The organism is Chitinophaga dinghuensis (assembly GCF_003259435.1).
In the GTDB taxonomy this organism is placed as follows: domain Bacteria; phylum Bacteroidota; class Bacteroidia; order Chitinophagales; family Chitinophagaceae; genus Chitinophaga; species Chitinophaga dinghuensis.
In genome coordinates this window covers 493,018-518,430 of sequence record NZ_QLMA01000007.1, presented here as the reverse complement: position 1 = coordinate 518,430, position 25,413 = coordinate 493,018, and the positions used below count along the sequence as shown (strand labels likewise).

Below are 25,413 nucleotides of genomic sequence, written 5' to 3'. Positions count from 1 at the left end.
CAATAAGATTAGAATTCTTCACTGATAGTTTCATTGAACGTAGTCTGCGACGCTGGCGCTGAGGCCTTTCTCCGGGCTTCGCCCAACTGCGCTGTATCTCCTGCCTGCGCTGTCTGTACCCGTAAAATGTGTGCAGCCAGTTCCAATATATCTTCCTGTATATTTTCAATCATGGCCTTATCATAGGCATGAGCGTTATAGCGAATCCTCATGGCAATGCGCTCTCCGGGTACAATGACCATACTGAAATCATGTTCTGTCTGATCGAATACATCCGATACTGCAGACATAGCGATATCTTGCACATGACTACCCTTCTGACCGGAAACTTCCTGTACAGGGAAACTTTCATATACTAGCATGTGGTCAAACAATCCGGTTCTCAGCGCGCTCTCTGCTTGAATATCCGCGAGATGAGTATGTTGATAGGAGGAACTGCTGATAAACGCTTGCTGCGCTTCCGTCATCAGGCGACTGACAGGCATCTTTTCTGTAAACCGGATGCGTACTGGCACCGTATTGATGAAGAGTCCGATCATCTCTTCTACACCTTGCAGTTCCGCCGGACGGCCAGAAACCACTGTTCCAAATACAACATCTGTGGTATCGTTATATTTGCCCAGCAACAGCCCCCACATTACCTGAAAGAAAATATTCTCTGTAATACCCAGCCCTGCACAGTATCCGCGTAAATCTTCGCGAAGTGCACCTTCTATGAAGAACAACTGATTGGTGGCGCTGAACCCTTTTACGCTACTGTTCAATCTGCCGGGAACACTGTTCAGCACATCGTACCCGGAGAGATATTCCTTCCAGAAGCGCAGGCTTACCGCGGGGTCCAGCGTATTAAGCCAGTGGATATAATTAGTGTATGGTACAACTTCATTCATCACCGGAATAGTACCCTGTACCTGGTTATGATAGAACTGCAGGAACTCCCGCACCAGAATACTACCACACCAGCCATCCATGAGAATATGATGATGGCTCCAGATGAATTCATAGAGGTCCTGCCCTTTTCTCAGCACAGTGAGGCGCATTTGAGAACCGCTGCTGAGATCAAAGCTCCGCCGCCTGTCGGCTTCCCGGAAAGCTTTTAGGGAAAAATTATTTTCATCACCTATATCACGGAAAAAGAAATTGTCGCCGGTATGATGTTGTACGATCTGTAACGGACGACCGTATTCCTGCGTGAAGCAGGTACGCAGAATGCTGTGGCGGGCTTCCAGCTGCTGGTAGCTTTTCTTCAGCAGCGCTTCATCCAACATGCCTCTCACTTCATAGCTTACCTGTTCGAAGTATGCTGCTGAATCCGGCGATTTCAACCAATGATAATATAACCCTTCCTGCATCGGACTTAACACGTACACATCTTCCACATTAGCAGTGGCATTGAGCGCCATCACAGCCTCCACGCCGAGGTCCTTATAGCTCAAATCGGACGGTGTCAGATGTACGGTTGTCTCGGCAGATAATTGTTCAATAAGCAATACCAGCTCCTGTTTGCAGGCAGTCATGAGTCGCTCCATGGTGGCTGCGCTATATTGCGCGGTGCTGTAGCTAACGGTCATGCGTAAACGACCTTCTGCCACAATACCGGAGATATCGAGCAGGGATGTTCTTTCCCAGTTGTCTGTAATGGCCTGTCCATGTGCTTCCCCGCTGAAGGAGAACAAGGCGTCTCCATTGCCGGCAGCAACGCCGTGGCCAAAATCGCCCAGATAATTAAATGTAACTTCCGGTGTCAACGGCAGATCATGACCTGCTATATAACGGAGAATGCCATAGCCGATTCCTTTGTTGGGCACCCGGTGTAAATGTTCTTTTACTGCTATCAACTGACGGATGTTATCTGCACGGTGCTCCATACTGAATGACACCGGATAGAAACTGGTAAACCAACCAACAGTACGGGTTACGTCCACGTCGGCGCCGATCTGTTCGCGGCCATGGCCTTCGAGTGTGATCAGTACGCGGTCTACGCCAAAAACTGTTGACAGCGCCAGACTAAGTGCAGTAAGCAGTATATCATTGGTATCCGTATGATATGCGCTGTAACAGGCGGTAAACAAACGGGTACTCTGTTCTTCGTCCAGTAGGAAGGAATGGTAGCCGGTATCCTTCACCAGATGGCTACCACCGGGATAATCTAACGGGAGGCGCGGCACCGGCTGCGCCGCAATATCTGACCAATAGGCCAATTCTCGCAGCAGCGTTTCGCTGGCAGCATAGGCCACCTGTTTCTCCATCCAGTATTTAAAGGAATCCGTCTTCAATGGCAGATTCAGGGTGGCGCCTGATGCAGCTTGCTCATAGAGCGCTGATAAGTCTTCCAGTAATATTCTCCAGGAAACGCCATCTATCACCAGGTGATGAGCAACCATCAGTAACCGGTCTCCTGCTGCATTGCGGAAGATAGCCGCTCTGAACAGCGGACCAGTTCCCAGGTTACAAGCTGCCTGTATACGGTTACAATGGCCAACAAACTCCTCTTCGCTATAAGCTAATACTTCGAATCCATAGCTCTGCTCTTCTCCCAGGTTCTCCTGTTCGTAGCCGCCAGCTGTGGCGCGGTAAACCATCCTCAATGCATCATGATGCTTCACAAGTTTGTCCAGAGCGGATTTCAGCGCATTTTCATTAATGGATGAGTTGCACTTCAATAAGACAGACTGATTGTAATGATGTTTCTCTGCCGTGTTGTTGGAAAAGAAAAACTGTTGCACAGGACTTAATGATACTTCTCCTGTAATAGCATGCTGCCAAATGGTCCTGTTGTTAACACTCACATGTCTGGCTAGATCGCCGATAACGGGATACAGCAATATATCCTGAATGGTCAGGGAGTAGCCTTTCTGTTTCAACCGGGAAACGATCTGTATGGATTTGATGGAATCTCCACCAAGGATGAAAAAATCATCGTTCATACCAACAGGTTGTTTCTTCAGCACTTCTTCGTATATAGCTACCAGATGTTGCTCGATGTCTCCTGACGGCGCCTTGTAAGCCTTTCCGGAAGCGATGTCCAAACCAGCCGGCGCCGGGAGTTTTCGTTTATCCACTTTACCATTGGAGGTCAGTGGCAACTCATCTAACTGAACAAACCAGGCGGGCATCATATAGGCAGGCAGTCGGTTGGTCAGGAAAGATCGCAAGTCTGAAGCGCTGAGGGCTTCATCGCTGACAAAGTAAGCCGCCAGATCTTTTTCATCATCGGGGCTGGTATAGGTGATAACTACTGTAGCGCTGATATGCGTATGTTGTTGCAGGGCGCTCTCAATCTCCCCCGGTTCAATACGGTAGCCTCTCACTTTTGCCTGTTCATCTTTTCTACCGAAAAATTCAATATTTCCATCCCTAAGCCTGCGGCCCATATCGCCGGTTCTATATATGCGTTTGCCAGGTATGAATGGATCAGCCACAAATTTCTCTGCTGTGAGCTCGGACCTATTGAAATATCCGGCAGCGAGACAGTTGCCTCCTATGTATATTTCGCCGGTCACGCCATCAGGCAGCAGTTGGCCATATTTGTCGAGGATATATATACAGGTGCTGGCGATAGGTTTTCCCACCGGCATGGGCCTGGAAGTATCAGTTGTTGGCAGCAGTTCAAAAATAGTGGCGCATATAGCCGTTTCCGTTGGTCCATATGCATTGAAGTAACGGGTATATGGCAGGAACTGCGCTGCCTTTTCTGTTGGCACTGCCTCTCCTCCTGTAATAAGTTTTTTTACAGACAGGATATTTTCCGGTTGCAGCAGTTTGATATAGGCTGCCGGTAAAGTCGCTACCGTCAATACTTCCCGGGCAATATACTCTTCCAGTAGCAACAGGTTTTTCCTGGCGCTTTCCGGTGCAATATAAAGTGCTGCACCAGTGGTCAGCACAATAAAGATTTCAAAAACAGACACATCAAAGGAAGAAGAGAAAAACTGCAGACACCGATCAGCAGCGTTGATCTGAAATAACTGTTGCTGGCCTGTGATGGAGTTTATCAAAGCTGCATGTGTGACCATGACACCTTTTGGCAACCCGGTGGAACCGGAGGTATAAATGATGTAGGCCAGTTTTTCGGGAGATGGCGGTTGCACAGACGTTGCTCCTGCCTTCATCACGTCAAGCTGAATATCCAGCGCAATCATTTCCCTGCTAAAATAGGACAGGTCGAAGATGTAGTCCGTTTGCGTAACGAGGATCCCGACGCCGGTATCGTTGATGATGAATTCTCTGCGGGCCTGTGGATACGCAATATCGATGGGTACATACACTGCTCCCGCTTTCATGATACCCAATAATGCGATGATCATCAGGTCAGACCGCTCCAGTAAAACGCCCACCTTCATTTCCGACTCTTGCTGCAAGCCCAGCAAATAGTGGCAAAGGAGATCAGACTTTTCATCCAGCTGCTTGTAGGTAAGGTGGCGATCTCCGGAGACTACAGCGGTTGCATCGGGATTTTTCTGTACACAGTTTTTGAAATGTGAGATGACTGTTTCTCCATTATCTGTTGCCAATCCGGAAAGATGCCCCAGCATATGCTGTTGTTCTTGTTCGCTGATATATGCGAGCGTGTGTACAGACTGTTGTGCGTTACTGATAACAGCTGTCATCAGTAATTCGAAATGTCGCACCATGGATGCTATGATCTGCTGATCATAAATATCGGAGTTGTACACGATGCGCAGATCCAGGGCGTCGCCGGATTCCACGAAATTGAAAACAATATCAAATACGCTTGTCAGTCGCTGAGCGCCAGCATATCCAGCAACCTGCAATTCTCCCAGTCTACGTGCAGCGCCGGTATTATCAGCATGCTGCAAAACTACCTGTACGTCAAACAGCGGGTTCCGGCTGATATCCCGTTGTAACTGCAGGGACTCTACCAGTTCATCAAAAGGATATACCTGGTGTTCAAAAGCACCTATTACGGTTTGCCTGATATGGCTGAATAACTGGCTGAATCCTTCTTCTCCATTGAAGCGGCAACGTAGTGCGAGCGTATTGGCATACAGGCCGATCTGATCTTCCAGGTCAGCGTGTTCCCTTCCTGCTACAGGGCTACCAATGATGATATCCGTCTGGCCGGTATAACGATAGAACAATGCGCTCATTCCTGCCAGCAGCCCCATATACAGGGTACCTCCCAGTTGCCGGCACAGATCTTTTAATGCAGTGGTAAATGTGTCATCCAGGTGCGCAGTATATAAAGCGCCATTGTATGTTTTCAGCAGCGGACGTTTATTAGCCGATGGCAGCTCCAGTACCGGCAGCTCTCCTTCAAACTGTTGCAGCCAGTATGCTTTGTGATTGCTCTGACCAGCCATGCCCAGCTGCTCCTGCTGCCAGGCGCTGAAGTCGCGGTACTGTACAGAAAGGGGCTCCAGCGGCGCCGCAACATTACTGATAGCAGCATTATAAAACATCATCACTTCATTGATCAGTAAGTTCATAGACCATCCATCACTAATGATATGATGTATTACATAAACGAATACCCAGCGGCTGTCTGACAACTGATAGAGCGACAAACGCAACAGTCCTGTTCTCAGATCAAAGGCAGTCTGACTGTCTTTTTGCAGCCTGGATTTTAGCACATCATCCGGGTGTAGTTCACTGCGCAGATCCCGCTGTTGAATACCGTTGAAGACATCTGCGGCCTGCAATACGACTTGCAATACATTACCATGACCATCTTCCCGGAAAACAGTGCGCAGGCTCTCATGGCGCATTACAACTGCCTTGCAGGCATCATTCAGTGCCATCACATCTACCGCGCCCTCCAACTGATATACACCGCTCATATTGTAGGCAATGTTACCTTCAGTGGACTGGCTCAGTATCCACAGTCTGCGCTGTGCGGCAGAAAGGGGATACCCGTGCTGGTCAGGCACCCTGGGGATTATACTAGCTTTCTTATCTGTTTTTTTATAGGCACTGATGAATGCAATAATTTCTTCTTTATGCGCTTTTATTTCCTCCAGCAATTCGCTCTTAAGCGCACCTTTGGGAGCTTGTATATCCAGCCGGCCATCAATCACCCGGATATTCACTTTTAGCGCTTTCAGTTTTTTATACAGATCAGCAATCATATAGAAAAATTTTCCGTGTCATTAAGATTGTCTGTTTCAAATAATTCGTTGTCGGCCCATAGTATCTTTTCTACTTCGGCAGCGAGGCTTTCAATATTGGGATACATAAATACCGTTCTGATATTGATCGCAGTCGAAGTTTCCCGCTGGAAGCGGTTTACAAAAGCGCCTACAGACAAAGAGTTCGCACCCATTTCAAAGAAATCGTCGCGGATACCGAGGCGTTCAATATTGAGAATGGATATCCAGATACGCTCCATTGTCTTTTCCAGTTCTGATTCCGGCGCCACATACAGATAGCCGTTACCGTTATCTTCCTGTAAAGGATCCGGCAGGGCCTTTCTGTTAATCTTACCATTGCTGGTAAGTGGCAGTGTATCCAGGACTGTGAAGAAAGATGGGATCATGTACGCTGGAAGTTTTTCCCGCAGATATTCCCTGATCAGGTGGATATCCAGCGTTGTATGCGGCACCAGGTACGCGCATAGCTGATGGAGGTTATTGCTGTCTTTTCGTACATCTACCACTGCTTCTCGAATCAGTTCATGCCGTTGCAATACGCTTTCTATCTCTCCCAGTTCCACCCTGAATCCGCGTATCTTCACCTGAAAATCCTTTCTCCCCAGGAATTCCATGTTACCATCGGCCATTATCCGGCCTAGATCGCCGGTTTTATACATCATGCCGCCTTGCCTGTGGGTAAATGGATCGGGCCTGAAAGCTGCGGCTGTTTTTTCTTTATCGTTTGCATAACCTGCCGCCACGCCCACACCGCCGATATACAGCTCTCCCGCAACGCCTTTGGGCACAGGGCGCAGGTAATCATCCAGCACATAGAAGGTGTTATTGTCGATAGGCTTACCATATGGAATACTGCTCCACGATTTATCAACTGCCTTGATGGGGAAATAATTGGACCATACTGTTCCTTCCGTAGCCCCACCCAGACTAATCACCTGTACACCAGGGAAGTAACGAAGGATGCGCTCCGGCAATGAAACTGGAATCCAGTCGCCACTCATAAAGGCCACACGCAGGTCTTGTTGTTGAAAGGTATCGCCTGCAGCTTCCAGTTCTGCCACCAGGTAATTGAGCGTGGAGGGAACGCTGTCCCAGAAGGTAATGCGTTCTTCCAACAATAATGTTTTTAGCGTCTCTACCTGCTGTACTTCTTCCTGTCGGGCAATTACAAGCGTACCGCCGGCGGAGAGTATGCCGAAGATGTCATATACTGAAAGATCAAAACACATGGAAGTGATAAACAACAGGCGGTCATCTCCCCCAATACTAAACGTGTTATTCACCCAGCTCACCAGGTTCACGACGGAATGATGTTCAATCATCACGCCTTTAGGTCTGCCGGTAGAACCCGAAGTATAAATAGTATAGGCTAACTGGCGACTGCTGACAGCGATGTCCGGGTTCTCCTTGCTATATGCACTGACATCCACTTGCTGCATGTAAATGACCCTCTCGCCAGAAAGCCCTTCCAGCGTGCATTCCGTAAGATTAGTCAGCAGCCGGGTAACGCCGGAATTGGAAAGAATATACTCCTGCCGGTCTTTCGGATACTCCGGATCAATGGGTACATAAGCGCCGCCGGCCTTCAGAATGGCAAACATGCCAACGATCATGTCGAAGCTTCTGGTAACCAGTAAACCGATGTTATCGCCGGTAGTAATATTTTCACAGAGCAAACTGGCCATCTGGTTGGCCCGCTCATTCAGCTCCCGGTAGGTAACACTGACACCATCCTGCCGCAAGGCAATATTATCCGGAGTACGGCGTACCTGCGCTTCAAAGAGCGATTGCAGCGTTTCCTGCGTTGCATATGGTACGACTGTATCGTTGAAGTCTGTCAGGATTTCCTGCTTCTCTCCGGCTGATAAGAGGTTCATTGATGCCAAGGGGGTGTACACATCCACCGTCATCTGTTCCAGTATTCTTACATACAGCTCCAGCGCATGTTTCACCTGCTGGTCTTCAAAGAATGCAGGCATGAATTTGATCTTCACCTGGAACCTGTCGAGGGTTTTATCTACTTCCACATCAAAAAACGTGTTGGTCATTTCCGTGGAATCTTCTACTTCTCTTATGTCCCAGCCGGAGGCTCCCATGGTCAGTGAGGAACTGGTTTCCACCTGTTCATAGGTATGAAAGTCCGTGAAGTTGAACAGCGTGTCAAATACAGGATTTAGGGAAGTGGTACGCTCGTTCAACACACCTGCTATTTCGCTGAGATGGATTTCCTTTGGCTTCACGGTTTTCAGGTAACTGTCTGTTGCCTGCAGCAAGGACAGTATATCCGTGAGTTGCTCAATTCTAATGCGGACAGGGATGGTATTCAGGAAACATCCAAGGATATTTTCCCCATCTTCAATAGAAGGACGATCATGCGTAACCACACCTGTAACCACATCCTGTTCAGCGGATGTTATGTGTAACAGGTAAATATGAGCAGCCAGACAAACAGCTTTGAAGGAAAACTGATGTTTCGCCGCCAGTTCATGAAGCTTCTCCAGCAAGGAAGCATCCATCACCTTTGAGATACGTTTCATACCACCTCGCTGGCTCACCGGAAGGCGTTTATAATTAAATGGCAGCTTATTCCTGGTGAATCCATTCAACAGCTCCTTCCAGTAATGCTCTACTTCTGCCGATCTTTTCCTTCCCAACAGGATAGCGCAATAGTCTTTATAACTGTGTTTCAGCGGAGGCAATACCACGCTCTCCTTTGTAGAGAGGAGCTGTGTCAGTTCTGTATTGAAAAGGGACACACTCCATCCGTCCAGTGCAGCATGATGGAAACTCCAGATGACAACATATTCATGTTTTCTGAGACGGCATATCTGGAAGTTCCAAAACAGTTCGTCATCGAAGTTCAGCCGGGCGGCCTGTCCTGCCGCTAGCAGGTCTCTGACAGCCATCTGCTGCTCGTTTTCACTGAGCATGGAGAAATCCTCGTAAATAATAGGAAGTATTATTTCAGGTAGTACCACTTTTACAGGGCGACTGAAACTCTTTACATAATATTTCGTTCTGAGAATGGGATGTCTTTGCACCAGAGTAGCTACAGCCGTCTTAAATACAGACAGGTCAGCGATGTGCACAAAGAAAGGAAACTGGTCATAGTAGACTGGTTCTTCCGGCCTGATCATGGAAGAGTAGATCATGCCTTGTTCGATGGCCGTGAGCGGATAAATATCTTCGTAATCTGCCGGAAGTATGTTTATATCTTTGTCTTCTTCAATGATGGCGCTACGAAGCGCTTCTATCTGCCGCAGGCCCTCTGCCTTCATCTCATACAAGCTATCCTCCTCTTTGTTATCCACCAGCCAGGCCGCCAGGTCACCGAGAACAGGATATTCATACAATTTACCTACTGTAATCTTTGCGCCGATCTCCTCTCTTATTTTTCCAACAATCCTGATGGCTTTAATAGAATCACCTCCGAGTGCAAACATATTATCCAGCATACCTATTTTTTCTGCCGGTACTTTCAATACTGTGCTGAAAATATTCACCAGTTTAACTTCCAGAGGATTGCGGGGAGCAACATATTCCACTCCAGCCTGATGATCTGCTGTTGGTTCCGGGAGGAGCTTATAATTAATTTTTCCATTGGCAGTAAGCGGCCATTCCTTCAACATTACAAAGTAATGTGGCATCATAAACAAAGGAAGGATTCCTGATAGGTGTTTTCTGAGCAACAACACACTGAATGCATCGTCATCTGCCACCACATAGGCCACCAGCTCCTTCTCTCCTTCCGGTGCAGCCCTCACCAACAGGGCAGCCCCTTTCACTGTACTATAGCGGCAGATCGCATTTTCAATTTCACCCAGTTCAATACGATAACCACGTATCTTCACCTGGTTGTCCATACGCCCCTCATATGCCATTTCGCCATTATCCAGCAACTTTACTTTATCGCCGGAGCGGTACATGCGTCCTCCTTCAAAAAATGGATCCGGCATAAAACGCGCAGCGGTAAGCGCCGGTTTGTTCAGATATCCTCTTGCTACGCCGGCTCCAGCTACATATAATTCGCCAGGTACTCCTACCGGCACAGGGTTACCACGTTGATCCAGCACATAGCAGCGAAGCGTAGGAATGGGTTTGCCGATGTTACTTATCCCACTGGCAATTTCCTCTGATCCTATTTCCTTGAAAGTAACATGCACAGTCGTTTCTGTGATGCCGTACATGTTGATCAGGCGTGTAGCCGGATACTTATTTTTCCATTCCCGCAGGTTCCGTGGGTGAAGGGCTTCGCCACCGAAGATGACGTAACGCAGCTGCAGATCTGCATCTCCTACTTCCATCTCCTGCTGAATAATATTATAAAAAGAGGTGGGCGTCTGATTCAGTACTGTCACTTTTCTTTCCCGCAGCAAAGTCAGGAACGAACGGGGATCTTTCGCCGTTAAAGCGGGTACTATTACCAGTTCGCCGCCAGACAGCAACGGGCCGAAGATCTCCCATACGGAGAAATCAAAGCAATAGGAATGGAACAGGGTCCATACATCCGTTTCATTGAAATCATACAGGGTCGGGTCTGTCTTCAGTAACCGAACCACATTGCGATGTTCTATCAGATTACCTTTAGGCTGTCCGGTAGTTCCGGAAGTATAGATCACATAGGCCAGGTTAGCTGGTAAAATACCTGCGGCCGGGTTAGCTGCGCTGTACTCGTCTGCCTGCCCGAGGAACTGAGCCAGCAGCGTATCATCTATCACCAGTTTACATTGGCTGTCGGCAAGCATATAATCTATTCTCTCCTGTGGGTAGGCGGTGTCTACGGGAACATAAGCGCCGCCACTTTTTAATATCCCCATGATGGCGATGACCATCCATTCACTACGACCCAGCATGATACCGACAAGGTCATCTGGTTGAATGTTATAGCGAGTCTGCAGAAAGTCTGCGAGTTTGTTGGCCCATTCATTCAGTTGCCGGTAGCTGAGTAAAGTATCGTCGACAACCAATGCATTGCGGTCCGGCGTAAGCAGTACTTGTTGTTCAAACAGACTGACAATCGTGGCTTCACGGGGATAGCCAGCTATCGTATTATTGAGACCTACGATCAGTTGCTGTAGCTCCGTTTCTTCCATATACCTGATTTCCTGGATGGGTATTTCCGGGTTTTCAGATACGGCTGTCAACAGGCCGGTAAGGTGGCGGGCCAGGCGGCGAACCGTCTGCTCCGTATATATATCACTGTTATACTCCAGGTTCAATAACAGGTTATTACCTGCGGCAGAGAAATTAAAAGTGAGATCGAATTTGCTGGTAGTGTTGACATAATCTTCATAGGCAGCCACCTGCAATCCTGCAGGCAGGTCTGCCTGCTCTGTGGCTGTAGCGGCATGCTGCAGGGTGATCATCACATCAAACAGGGGATGGCGACTGGCATCACGTGGCCCTTGCAAACGGCGCACCAGCTCATCAAAAGGATATTCCTGGTGTGCCAGGGCAGAGAGGAAAGTTTGTCGCACATTTTCGAGCAACTGCAGGAAAGTATCTTTCCCGGAGAAACGGTTGCGTATTGCGAGCGTATTGACGAAGAAGCCAATAATACCTTCTAGACCTCCCTTTTCCCTGCCGGCTACAGGCGTGCCCAGCACGATATCCTCCTGATCAGTATATCGATAGAGCAATGCATTCACAGCGGCCACCAATCCCATGAACAGCGTACTGCCTGTTTGTCGGCAGCGTTCCTGCAGAACGGCCGTCACGGTTGCAGGTATCTGGCTGCTTACGGTACCCCCATTATAGGTTTTAACAGCAGGACGCGTATAATCGCCAGGCAGCTGCAATATAGGCAGTTCATGCTCCAACTGCTGCATCCAATAGTCATAATGCTGCTCATGATGGCCTGATTCCAGCTGTTGTTGTTGCCATACAGCAAAATCCTTATACTGTATCTTCAGCGGTAATAATGTAGTAGTCCCTTGTTGATAACAGGATAACAATTCCTGTAGGAGGATATGCATAGACCATCCATCACTCACAATATGCGGCATTACATACACGAGCACCCATTCCTCATCGGCTGTTCTGAAAAGATGTACGCGCAGCAGCGGCGTTTTATGTAAATCAAACGGCTGGCCACATACATCCGCAATCTGCTTCTTCAGTGTTTGTTCATCCATCAGGCGCCAATCGTGATGGACCACCTTCAGCGGTATTTCCGCTGCCGGTTTAATATATTGAAATACAGTTCCAGATACATCTTCTGCGAAGGTGGTTCTGAGACTTTCATGCCTATTATACAATGTATCAAATGCCTTTTCCAGCGCGGTGATATCGAGTTGGCCCCGGAAAGAATATATACCATACATGTTGTAAGCAGCACTGCTTTCTTCCAACTGGGAGAGCAGCCATAGCCTGTGTTGAGAAGAAGAAAGCGGATAACCGTTCTGTTCAGGGGCAACAGGAATATCGGCAGGTATACGGCCTGCATCCTGATCCCGGTTAGCGGACAGAAACTGCAATAGTTCTTCCTTTTTGTTTTTTATCTCCGTGATCAGGGCCGGATCGGGGTTACTGCTATTGGCAAATACACGTAATTTACCATCAATGATTTCCAACAGAATATTATTTTCTGTTATCTTCTTTAGTAAGTCTTTCATATGTCGATTTGCACTAATTGGTCAATAGATGATTTGAGTTGCTGCTGGTCCAGCATAAAGGTGATCTGGTCACTGATATGCTCTATGTAAGGATCTTTGAATACCTGCGGGATACTCAGCTGAACGGAGAACTGCTGCTGGATCTTTGCGATCATCTGCATCAGTTTCAGGCTATGGCCGCCGCATTCGAAGAAGTTATCGCGAATGCCTATACGTTCTTTTCCAAGCAGTTCTTGCCAGATACGGATCAGGCGTTCGTCCGTTTCATTACGCGGGGCAATGGAAAGATGTGGTTCATCCAGTTGGGACTGATGGTCCGGTAGTTTTGATTTGTCTTTCTTTCCACTGGCAGTCAAAGGGAAATGTGGCAGTTGTACGAAATAAGCCGGAATCATATAATCAGGCAGCGTTTTTCGTAACTCCGCACGCATAGCAGGTATATCAGGTATTTCATTGCATACGATATACGCCACCAGGGATTTATCGCCCTGCCTTTCGGGTCTGGCCACTACCAGTGCATCGCTCACCATAGCCAGCTGCAACAGGGCCTTTTCAATTTCTCCCGGCTCTATCCTGAATCCACGTATCTTCACCTGATCGTCCTTTCTTCCCCAGAAAGCTATATTGCCGTCCTCCGTCCAGGAACCAATATCACCGGTCCTGTACATTCTTATTCCCGGCAGAAAAGGATGATCCGTAAATTTTTCTGCTGTCAGCGCAGGTTGGTTCTTATATCCCCTGGCCAGCCCGGCGCCGCTGATGCAGATTTCGCCTCTCACGCCTACTGGTTGCAGTTGTCCTGCAGCATTGAGTATATGCACAGATGTATTGGAGATGGGCTTCCCTATCAGTACGCGATTGGCGTTGTCCAAGCGGTAAATGGTACTGTAGGTGGTATCTTCTGAGGGGCCATACAAGTTTCTAACCTGCATACGTTTCAACTGAACATCCTGCAGGAAGTGCGGCGGAACAGGCTCTCCGGCTACATTCAGTAACGACACCGCACTGAGATCAATATTTTCACTTAGCAGTCCGGCTACTACGCCTGGCACGGTATTCAGCAGGATACGTTCTGTGGTGCGTAACCATGCAGGAATAGATAATGCATTATCCAGTATGCGTAATTTTTTGCCGCAAATGAGCGTATAGAAAATTTCAAAAACAGAAAGATCAAAACAGATGGAAGTAACGCCGAATACGGTATCAAAAGCACTGCTGTCAAATTCTTCCAGGCACCAGCAGATGAAAGCATAGGCATTCCGGTGTTCAATCATTACACCTTTAGGTTTTCCTGTAGAACCTGACGTATAAATAAGGTAAGCCAGATCTCCGGCATCAGGCAACTGCAAAGGATTCTGTCCGCTGTACGTCTCCGCTGTTTCTGTGAATGCCAGCATGGCTGATTCATTCAGTACGAGTGCACATTGACTGTCTTCCAAAATGTAGGCAATCCTTTCTTCAGGATAGGCGGGGTCCAGTGGTACATAGGCAGCACCGGTCTTCAGCACTCCCAGAACGGCGATGATCAGCCATTCATTCCGGGGTAGGTTTATACCTACCATATGTCCTTTCCCGATGTGAAAGTTTTCACGGAGATAAGCGGCCATTCTGTTGGCATACGTATTCAGCGTATCATAGCTCATGCTGTTATCTCCGAATAGTAATGCCGGCTGTTTTCCTGCAACTGCGACCTGTTCCTGAAACATGCTCACAATGCTGCTACCGACAGGATAATCGCGATGGTTCCCGTTGAAGGTAAAGGCCACTTTATTTTTTTCTTCGGAAGACAACATGTCCATCATGGCCACTGCGGTGTCCGGAGAGGCAACAGCAGCCTGTGTTAGCTGTTCCAGATGGAACGCCAGCGCCGTTATCAATTCGGTGGTATACAAATCAGTATTGTATACTATACCTACCTGCAATGCTCCTGCAACATCTTGTACAAAACTGAATGTGAGGTCAAATTTATTACCTGGCAGCAGGCTGTTGTCATTGTATGGAATAATGCGCAGCAAAGGGGTTGCCGGCGCCGCGGCAGCATCTGTTGTATTATTCAACGTTACCATCACATCAAACAACGCATTGCGTCCCATGTCGTGACGCAGCGGAAGATTATTCACCAGCTCATCGAAAGGATAATCCTGGTGTTCAAGGGCCGCCAGCGTGGTATTCACTACCTGTGTAAGCAGGGTGGTAAAACTTGCTGTGCCGCTGAACTGCGTGCGTAATGCCAGCGTGTTGATATAGCATCCAATCTGTTCTTCCAGGTCGGTATGCAGGCGTCCTGCAACAGGTGTGCCGAGGATAATATCTTCCTGGCCGGTATAACGGTATAACAACGCATTTACTATCGCTGTGATACCCATGAATAACGTTGCGCCATGTTCGAGGCATAATGCTTCCAGGCGCATTACACATTCAACGGGGATCATCGTGTTTACGATTGCTCCGCGATACGTTTTCACCGACGGGCGGATTTTATCCGATGGAAAATCCAGCACCGGAATATCCCCGGAGAACTGATCCAGCCAGTATTGGCGGCTGGCCTCACCGGCAGTCTGGTCCAGCTGTTTTTGCTGCCATACCGCGTAGTCTTTATATTGTAAAGGCAGCAGTGCCGGTTGTTCCGGCCGATGACCATGTTGCCTGTATTGTTCAAATAATTCTTTTATCCATACATTCATTGACCAGCCATCGCTAATGATGTGATGCGTTACATACAATAGCAACCATTTATTATTTTCCAACTGCCAGAGATAAACGCGTTGCAACGGTCCCTGCGCAAGATCAAATGGAACTGCTACTTTGGCCGCCGCTTGCAATGAAGCCTCCGCGGCATTTCCACGCATATCCCGGTATTCAGGATACACTATGGCTTGTTCCGCTGGCAGCACTACCTGGCGTACCAGCCCATCCGCGTTTTCACGGAATACGGTACGCAGACTCTCATGTTTTTCTGTAAGCTTATTCAGCGCAGCTATCAGTGCTGCTTCATCCAGCTCTCCTTCCAGTACACAGGCGAATGGAACGTTATAGGCGATATTGGCTTCATCGAAACGACTGAGTACCCAAATGCGGCGCTGTGCGGCGGAAAGCGGATAGTCTTCCTGATGCGGTGCACGGGGTATACCACTGAATCCAGTGCCTTGCGCATGATCTATCCATACTGCCTGCTCTGATAATTTCGGGTGAGCAAATAATTCCTTTATCGTCATCTTTACCCCGAAAGCTTTGTAGATCCTAAGAATCAGGCGGTTGGCCTTCAGGCTGTGCCCTCCTGATAAAAAGAAATCGTCCGTTACACTGATAACTTCTCTGCCTAGCACCTCCTGCCATACGCCTTGCAATTTTTCTTCCGTAACATTTCTTGGTGCGACATAGGTTTTTCCGGCAGCAGCTTCCTGGTCTGGAAGTGGTAACGCGTGCCTGTCTACTTTACCATTCGCGGTAAGCGGAAATTGCTCCAGGAACACATAATGGTCCGGCAGCATAAAGGATGGTAACAGGTTACCCAGGTATTGATGCAGTTCATCCCGACTAATGCGGGCATCACCAGCCAGATAAGCAACCAGCATTTTGTCTCCGGCAGCATCCGTCACGGGCATTACCAGGGCAGCTTCTACCTGCGGATAGGCGGTCAGCGCGTTTTCGATCTCTCCTGGTTCTATACGATAGCCACGGATCTTCACCTGGTCATCTTTACGACCCAGGAAGCAGACATTCCCGTCAGGCAGCCATTTCCCCAGATCGCCGGTTTTATATATACGCTCTCCTGGCAGGAAAGGGTGTGGAATAAATCTGGTAGCTGTCAGCTCCGGCGAAGCAATATATCCGCGGGCCAGGCCGTCGCCTCCTACACATATTTCTCCCGTTGCGCCCAGCGGCAACAACGCATGATGATCATCCAGGATATAAACGGTGGAATTGCTGATAGGCCTGCCGATGGGAATATCCTTCATATCTCCAGTCATCCGGCAGGTAAGAGAGAAGGTCGTATTTTCCGTAGGCCCGTAACCGTTAATAATTTCCAGGGACGGATACGCATGCAGGAGTTTACCCACATGCAGAGGAGAAAGTCTGTCGCCCCCTGCCAGTACAGTTTTCAGACCACTAAAAATATCGATATTATATTCTATCAGTTGATGGAACCAGCCGGCAGTGAACCACATCATGGTAACGCCTTCGGTACGGATAAGGTGTAACAGGTACGTTGTATCCGATAAAGTATCCTGCGGACAAAGCACCAGGCGGCCCCCATTCAGTAACATGCCCCAGTATTCAAATGTGGTCGCATCGAAGGCTACTGCGCCAGTGGATAGCAACACATCCCTATCATGTAAACGCACATACTGCTGCCCCTTTACCAATCGCAACACGCTGCGATGTTCCACCATGACGCCTTTCGGCTTACCAGTGGAACCGGAAGTATACATAACATACGCTACATCCTGCGCTGCAGCTGTATTGACAGGATGATGGCTGTCATACATCATCTTTTGCTCCTCAAATGCGGTCATCATGTCCTCCGTTATCAGCAAACTACAACCACTGTCGGCCATCATATAGTTCACCCGTTCCTGCGGAAATGTAGGATCTACAGGCATATAGGCAGCACCGCACTTCAGTACGCCCAGTATGGCCGTCATCATGGGAATACCTTTATCAAGCTGTATGGCGACCACGCTATTCTTTCCAAACTCCTGCAAGGATAGCAGGAAATGTGCAAACCTATTGGCCAGTATATTTAATGCGGCATAGGTCAGCGAGGTACCATTGCACGACAACGCTATATGATCCGGTTTCGCAGTTGCCTGAAAAGCGAATAGCTGAGAGATAGTGGCATCTGCAGGATAAGGAGTAATAGTCTGATTAAACTGTTGTAGCTGTTGTTCCGTTTCTACTGCAGACAGCAGCTCCATTCTTCCGATGATACTGTCTGGCGCAGTGGCCATACAGGTTATAATCCGGTAGAGATGCGCCATGATCCGCTCTGCTGTAGCCACATGCCATATGTCTGAATTATATTCCAAATGTGCTTGCAATGCTCCGTTCACTTCCACGAAGCTGAAGGTGAGATCAAACCTGCTTTTAGTCACGGCGCGGGTACGATACGCGCTGATGCTAATATCCCCTGCCTGCAAACGGTCATTCATAAAACCGTTTTCATTATTCTGCAGTACCAGCATTACATCAAACAGAGGACTGCGACTCAGGTCCGGCGCCAGTTGCAGGTCGTCCAATAATTCCTCGAAAGGATATTGCTGGTGTGCAAAGGCCTCCAGGGTAAGCAGGCGTACCTGCTCCAGGAGCTCATGGAAGCTGAGTGTTGGATTCACCTGCATGCGCAGCGGCAGGGTGTTGAGGAAAAGCCCCAGCTGCCCTTCCAGGTCTGCATGGTTTCTCCCAGCAACAGGGCTGCCAATGATAATATCTTCCTGGCCGCTGTAACGGTGCAGCAATACATACACTGCCGTCAGCAATTGCATGAACAGCGTATTTCCTTCCTTGCCTCCGGCTGCTTTCAGTTGTTGTAGCACTTCCGCCTCAATAGCCATCGCAACGCCCCCGCCGTTATAAGTTTTAAGGGCAGGGCGAGGCGCATCCACCGGCATTTCCAGCACAGGCAGCGAACCTGAAAGCTGTTGCATCCACCAGTTGCGGTCTGCCCCTATTTCTTCGTGTAGCCGTGATTGTTGCCATGCCGCATAGTCCCGGTATTGTAGTTTCAGGGGAGATAACGCTACGCCGACACCCGTACGAAAACTGTTATACAGCAAGATCAATTCTCTTAGCATAATACCCACAGACCAGCCATCGCTGATGATGTGATGCATTACATAAACCAGGACATATTTTTCATCTCTCGTATGATATAATGCCGTCCGCAACAGAGGACCAGCGCTGAGATCAAAGGGGCGGTTCACTTCCTTCGCAATGGCCGCAGCTAAAGCCTCCTCATCCTGATGTTCCATTTCGATAACGGGAATTCCCCTGAATACACGATCTGCGGATTGTATAACTTGTCTCACTTCACCGTCCTCACGTTCGCGGAAAATACTTCTCAGTATTTCATATCTGTTAATGAGCGCTGCAAAAGCGTGATTCAGCGCTGCTATATCAGGCTCTCCGTCCAGCTCATAAATGCCCGACATATGATAAGCAGCCCCGGCTTCCGGGAACTGGCCCAGTACCCAGAAGCGACGTTGTGCAGAGGAGAGCAGGTAGTCTTCCTGTTCCTCCAGAGGGGTAATGGTCTGATAGTTTTGCTGTGCAGCAGCGGCTATCAACCTGGCCTGTTCTTCCAACGTAGCATGCCGAAAAAGTGCAGGTACATCCAATCGTACCTGAAATGCTTTGTGTATCTGGCTCTGTAGCCGAATTACTTTTAGAGAGTGACCGCCATGCAGGAAGAAATTATCTTTCAATCCTATATTCCCTGTTTCCAACAACACATGCCATATTTCTGCCAGCTGTTTCTCCACTATGGTTCTAGGGGCTTCAAAAGCAATTGCCGTCCTGTTTTCTTCCTCCACTGCAGGCAGACGTTTCTTGTCAATTTTTCCATTCAGCGTCATCGGCATTGTATCCAGTTGCATGTAACAACCGGGCACCATATAATGCGGCAGCAACTTTGCCAGATAGGTCTGCAAGGCTTGTGTATCTACAGGGTTATCACTGACCAGATAGGCAGCTAGAAATTTCTCTCCCTGGCTATTGGTACGGGGCGCCACAACAGCCGATTCCACACCTGGATATTTGCGGATTGCTGTGGCGATTTCTCCCGGCTCTATACGATAACCACGTATCTTCACCTGGTCATCTTTTCTGCCGGCAAATTCCAGATTACCGTCAGGGAGCCAGCGGCCCAGATCACCTGTTTTATACATGCGCTGGCCAGGTAAGAAAGGATTGGGAACAAATTTCTCTGCCGTCAGTTCCGGACGATACAAATATCCCTTTGCCAGGCCATCGCCACTAATACATATTTCGCCTATAACGCCTATCGGCTGCAAGGCGCCTGCTGCACTAACGATAAATACGGAAGTATTGGCAATAGGCCGGCCAATGAGAATACGTTGATCGGCTCCAATACGAAAAACGGTGCTATAAGTAGTATCTTCGGAGGGACCATAAAGATTCCGTACTGTCATCTGCCGTAGGCTATCTGCAAATGCTACAGATGCTGGCAGGGTTTCTCCCGCCATATTCAGCACTTTCACTGCGCGAAGATCTGTGCCTGCAGCCAGCAATTGCCCCACTACGCCAGGTACTGTATTCAGCAACAGTCGTTCTTCCGTATCCATACAACCAGGAACAGACAAGGCGTTCGGTAGCAACAGTAATCGTTTGCCACTGGAAAGGGTATAAAATATTTCAAAGATGGAAAGATCAAAACATACGGAGGTAACGCCTAGCACCACATCAGCTTCATCTAGCGCAAACTCTTCCAGGCACCAGCAGATAAACGTATAGACGTTAAGGTGAGTAATCACTACACCCTTGGGCTTACCGGTAGATCCGGATGTATAGATCAAGTAGGCAGGATCATCTGAGGCGGGTACTACGGAATGTTCCGCGGCACTAAAGGTATTTGCGACAGCACGGAATGCTGCTATCACATCGGCATCGATCAACACCAGAGAACGACTATCTTCCATCATGTAACGGATGCGTTCTTCCGGATAATCTGGGTCCAAGGGTACATAGGCCGCACCTGTTTTCAATACGCCCAGCAAGGCAATGATCAGCCATTCATCACGAGATAGCATCACAGCAGCGAGATCACCGGCCGTCAGTCGGTAATGCTGGTGCAGGAATGCGGCAAACCTGTTGCTGGTCTCATGTAACTCCCGGTAGGTCAGCATACTGTCGCCACAAGAAAGCGCTACTGCATCAGGTGTTGTGGCCGCCTGTTTTTCCAACAGTTGTAATATCGAGGTATGTGCAGGATAATCAACACGGGTATCATTGAACGTGATGGTGAGTATTTTCTTCTCTGCTGCGGAGAGATAATCTATCAGGTCAATCCGGGCATGTGGTGCATGCAATAACGCATCCAACAACTGTATGAAGTGTAAGGCCAGCTGTTGTATAGTGGTGTGATCAAAAATATCAGTATTGTATTCCAGATACAGGTCCAATTCCTGCCCTACCTCTGCAAAGCTGAAGGTAAGATCAAATTTGCTGCGTACACCTGCATCGCCATCCCACTGACTAATGCTAACGCCGCCCAGCATCTCTGGCGCCATAATACGATGACTGCCTGTATTCTGCAGGATTACCATTACGTCAAAGAGGGGGCTACGACTCAGATCTGCGGGCAGTTTCAAGTCATTCACCAGTTCCTCAAAGGGATACGATTGATGTGAGTAAGCATCAAGTGTGATCCGACGCACAGTCTGCAACAGTTCCAGGTAGCTGCCCTGTCCGTCCAGTTGCACACGCAAAGCCAGCGTATTCAGGTATAACCCTAGCTGATCCTCCAGATCAGCATGTTCCCGGCCAGCTACAGGACTGCCAGTAATGACATCCTGCTGCCCGGTATATCGGTACAATAAAGTATACACCGCAGAAAGCAATCCCATGAACAAAGTGGCGTCATGCATTGCTACGGTACCTTTCAGCTTTTGTAACAATGCAGCAGGTATACGTTTGTTCACTACACTCCCCTGATAGGTTTTAATAGCAGGGCGCAAGCGGTCTGTTGGAAGATTTATTACGGGCAACTCTCCCGACAATTGCTCCATCCAAAAGGCGCGAGCTGAGGTCATGGAGTGCTGCAACTGCTGTTGCTGCCACCAGGCATAGTCCTTATATTGTAGGGACAATGCCTGTGGCACAGGCTCGGCGCCACTCTGCAAACTATAATAACGTGATAATAATTCTTTCAGCAATAAGCCCATGGACCAGCCATCACTGATGATATGGTGCATCACATATACCAAGACGAAGTGATCTGGCGCCGTGTTATACAGTGCAACCCTCAGCAGCGGGCCGTCAGTCAGGCTGAAAGCCTGCATCACAAAAGCAGTAATGCGTTCTTGCAATGGCATCTCCCCAACTTCTTCATAAACAATACCGGGAAAAATTTCTTCCGCAGGCCTGATCATCTGGCGGATATTGCCACTGGCATCTTCCCGGAATACCGTTCTCAGAATTTCATGACGGTCCACCATACCTTTGAATGCCGCATTCAACGCCATAGTATCCACCTTGCCCTGCAACTGATAGATGCCTGGCATATGGTAGGCGGCAGCGGCATCCGGGAACTGGCTCAATATCCAGAAACGGCGTTGAGCAGATGATAACGGATAATCTTCCTGCAGTGGAGCAGCTGTAATACGTTGATGTGTTTCCTTAACAGCATTAGCAATCAGTTGCGCCTGTTCTTCCAGTACCATATACTGGAATAAAGTCTTCAACGGGAGCGCCACCTGGAACTCACGGCGGATGCTGCTCAGCAGCCGCGTAGCTTTCAGGCTGTGTCCTCCCAGTAAAAAGAAATTATCTTTTACACTAATTTTTTCTTTATCCAGTAAACCACGCCAGATATTTGCCAGTTGCTCTTCGAGCGCTGTACGCGGCGCTATATATTCAATTGCAGAGACAATATTATTTTCTTCCGGCGCCGGAAGCCGCTTCCTGTCTATCTTTCCGTTAAGTGTAAGCGGCATGGCAGGGATGCGGATAAAATGCGCCGGTATCATATAAGCAGGTAACAAGGTCGACAACCAGTGCTGTAGCGCAGGTATACTCAGACGATCGTTATCCACGATATAGGCTACAAGCTGCTTTTCGCCTGTGCTCCCGGCGAAAGTCAATACCACAGCAGCCAGAACATCAGCATGACGGCGAATGGCGGCCTCTATTTCTCCCAACTCAATACGATATCCCCTGATCTTTACCTGGTCATCGGTTCTACCCATAAATTCTATACAACCATTCTCCAACCAGCGGCCCACATCACCGGTTTTATACATTCTTTCCCCTTCCATAAAGGGATTAGGTAAAAACCGGGTGTTAGTCAGTTCAGGTCTGTTGAGATAGCCTTTAGCCAGGCCATCGCCACTGATACAGATTTCACCGGCTACACCAACAGGCTGCAACTGTCCCGCTTCACTCAGAATATAGAACGCGGAACGGCAAAAAGGCTTACCCAGTGGCTCATGCACTACACTCTCCCGCAGTTCCACCCGCTTCAGTAATTTACCAATGGTAGTTTCGGAAGGTCCATAGTGATTGTATACTTCACATGTAGGATTTCCGCGGCTGATGAAGCTTACCACGTTGGAAGTCAGTTGCTCTCCACCGAATATCAGGCACTTTGCAGGAAGATAACAATGGGATTCTTCCTGTAATGCCATCCAGTGAGAAGGTACTATTTTAATGCAGTCAAGATCTCCGTTAAAAATTTTCTCCGGTGTCAATAGTGCATCGTTGTCATATATCTGTAATGCACCACCTGTTAGCAATGCAGGAAATAATACGGTATTGCCCAGATCCGCGGCAATGGTAGATACCAGGCCGAAAGTACGGCAGGCATCTATATTCGTTACCGCCCTGATACCATCGCAGTAATCCATCAGGGACCGGTGCGTGATCATCACTCCTTTAGGCTCGCCAGTGGAACCGGATGTATAGATCACATAGGCGAGCGACTCTTGCTGCGGCCGCAACAGCGTAACGGGTATATCTTGTACTGCTGCCTGCAGCCCGCTGATAAAAAAAGTCTCACCGGTAAAGTCTATAGCAGCATCAAATGCATCTTCCGCTGTCAACAATACTTTCACCTGTGTATCCTTCAGTATAAAAGCCTTTCTCGATACCGGGTATTCCGGATCTATAGGCACATATGCAGCACCGGCTTTTAATATCCCCAATATGGCAACGATCATATCAGCGGAACGATGCAACAAAATTCCCACCAGTGCATTCTCCCCTAGCTGGTATTTTCCGCGCAGCTGCTGTGCCACCAATGTGGCGCGCCGGTTTAATTCCGCGTAGGATAAGGTATCTTCCTTGTAAACCACCGCTGTGGCTGTGGGTGTTCTGAGCGCCTGTTCTTCAAATAGATCTACAATAGTTTCATCGGCAGTACAGGCATCCTGCATATTATTAAAGCTCACCAATAGTTGTTCCTGTTCGGTGGCAGTTAGATAAGATAGTAAGGATATAGGAGTGTGAGGAGTCATCAAAGCCGCATCCAGCAACTGTATCAGATGATTCCCTGTTCTATCGGCAGTGGATGGCGTATATATATCACTGTTATAGGTAACCAGCATTTCTATCTCATCGCCGATTTCCATGAAGTTAAAGCTCAGGTCGAATTTATTGAATGTCTCCTGTCCCCCCTCATATTCACAGATGGTCAGTCCGGCCAGTTTTTGTTCCGCTTCCTTATGGCTCACAGCATTATTTCTCAATATCATCATCACATCGAAAAGCGGATTTCTGCTCCTATCCCATTCCAGCCGCAATTCTTCCGTGAGCATGTCAAAAGGATAATCCTGATGACGGAATGATTCCAATGTCATTTGCCGCACATGCCTCAGTAATGAAAGGAATCCATCCTGACTGTTTAACCGGGTACGCAGTGCCAGCGTATTGAGATATAGACCCACCTGATTTTCCAGTACTGTGCGACTTCTCCCAGATACAGGCGTACCAGTGATAATATCATCCTGCCCGGTGTAGCGGAATAACAACAGGTTAACGGCAGATAACAATCCAACAAACAGGGTACTGTCTTCTGCTATCAGCAGGGACTTCAGGCGGGTGGTAATATGCGCGGGGATACGTTTGTATACCATCCCTCCCTTATAGGTTTTAACGGTAGGGCGGGGTTTATCAGTGGGGAAAGACAAAACGGGCAGCTCCCCAGAGAACAGATCAGTCCAGTAGAGGCGGTGCGCATCAAAATCGGCAGTACCAATCTTGCGTTGCTGCCAGGTAGCATAGTCTTTATACTGTATGCTCAATGCTGGCATATCAGCAGTACGGCCTTCGCAGGCAGCAACGTATAGCAGCATCAGTTCTGTGATGATAATATCAAGAGACCAACCATCGCTGATGATATGATGCATCACCAGACAGAAGATGCGCCGGGAGTCCGACAACTCGCAGATGCAGGCCCGCAATAGTGGTCCTTCAGACAGTTGGAAAGGTTGTGATACAAATGAGTGAACCCATGCGGTACTGTTGTCAACGCCCCGGAGGTCATGTGTTTCTATAACAAACGCCGCATCTTCAACAGAAAGGAAATGTTGTTTTGCTTCTCCGGCGACATCTTCCCGAAATACCGCCCGCAGTATTTCGTGTCGTTCCAGGAGTTGCAGGAAGGCAAGCTGCAAGCAATCCTGCCGCAAAGTGCCTTCAAATAGCTTAACAACGGGTATATTATAGGCGGCACTGCCCTCTTCCAGTTGACTTAATAACCACATGCGCCGCTGTGCGGACGACAGCTCCCAGGATGCCTGTGGCGCTGCAGGAAGAATATCTTCTTCCGCGACAGATTTTGCCTGCTGCAATAGACTGATGACAGCTGCCTTTTGATTACGCAGCGTCTCTTTCTCCACGGACGTCAGCGCAGCAATGTTTCCCTTCAGTTTCAGACCTGTTCCTGTGTCATCCACGCTAAGGCTTACCCCTTTTGCCCTGCAGGCAGCAATAACTTGCAATAACGCTTTCAT

The 25,413-nt window shown here is 48.5% G+C and carries 3 protein-coding genes; all 3 read right to left on the bottom strand.

Annotation, left to right across the window (positions count from 1 at the left end; genetic code table 11):
- Nucleotides 1-8: 8 nt before the first annotated feature.
- From CLV59_RS21830 to CLV59_RS21820, 3 genes are read right to left on the bottom strand one after another with little or no spacing between them, the layout of a single operon-like run.
- Nucleotides 9-6,089, bottom strand: a complete 6,081-nt coding sequence (locus tag CLV59_RS21830; RefSeq protein ID WP_111594194.1) for a non-ribosomal peptide synthetase — start codon at nucleotides 6,087-6,089, stop codon at nucleotides 9-11.
- The gene (locus CLV59_RS21825) at nucleotides 6,086-12,724 is read right to left on the bottom strand and encodes a non-ribosomal peptide synthetase (RefSeq protein ID WP_111594193.1); all 6,639 of its coding nucleotides are present in this window, start codon (nucleotides 12,722-12,724) and stop codon (nucleotides 6,086-6,088) included. Before CLV59_RS21825 ends, CLV59_RS21830 begins: the two co-directional genes overlap by 4 nt.
- Nucleotides 12,721-25,413: a non-ribosomal peptide synthetase gene (locus tag CLV59_RS21820; protein ID WP_111594192.1), complete on the bottom strand. Its 12,693-nt coding sequence runs from the start codon at nucleotides 25,411-25,413 to the stop codon at nucleotides 12,721-12,723. Before CLV59_RS21820 ends, CLV59_RS21825 begins: the two co-directional genes overlap by 4 nt.

Coding starts and splice junctions, on each gene's coding strand:
- CLV59_RS21820 (WP_111594192.1), bottom strand. CDS start 25,413: ATGAAAGCGTTATTGCAAGTTATTGCTGCCTGCAGGGCAAAAGGGGTA.
- CLV59_RS21830 (WP_111594194.1), bottom strand. CDS start 6,089: ATGATTGCTGATCTGTATAAAAAACTGAAAGCGCTAAAAGTGAATATC.
- CLV59_RS21825 (WP_111594193.1), bottom strand. CDS start 12,724: ATGAAAGACTTACTAAAGAAGATAACAGAAAATAATATTCTGTTGGAA.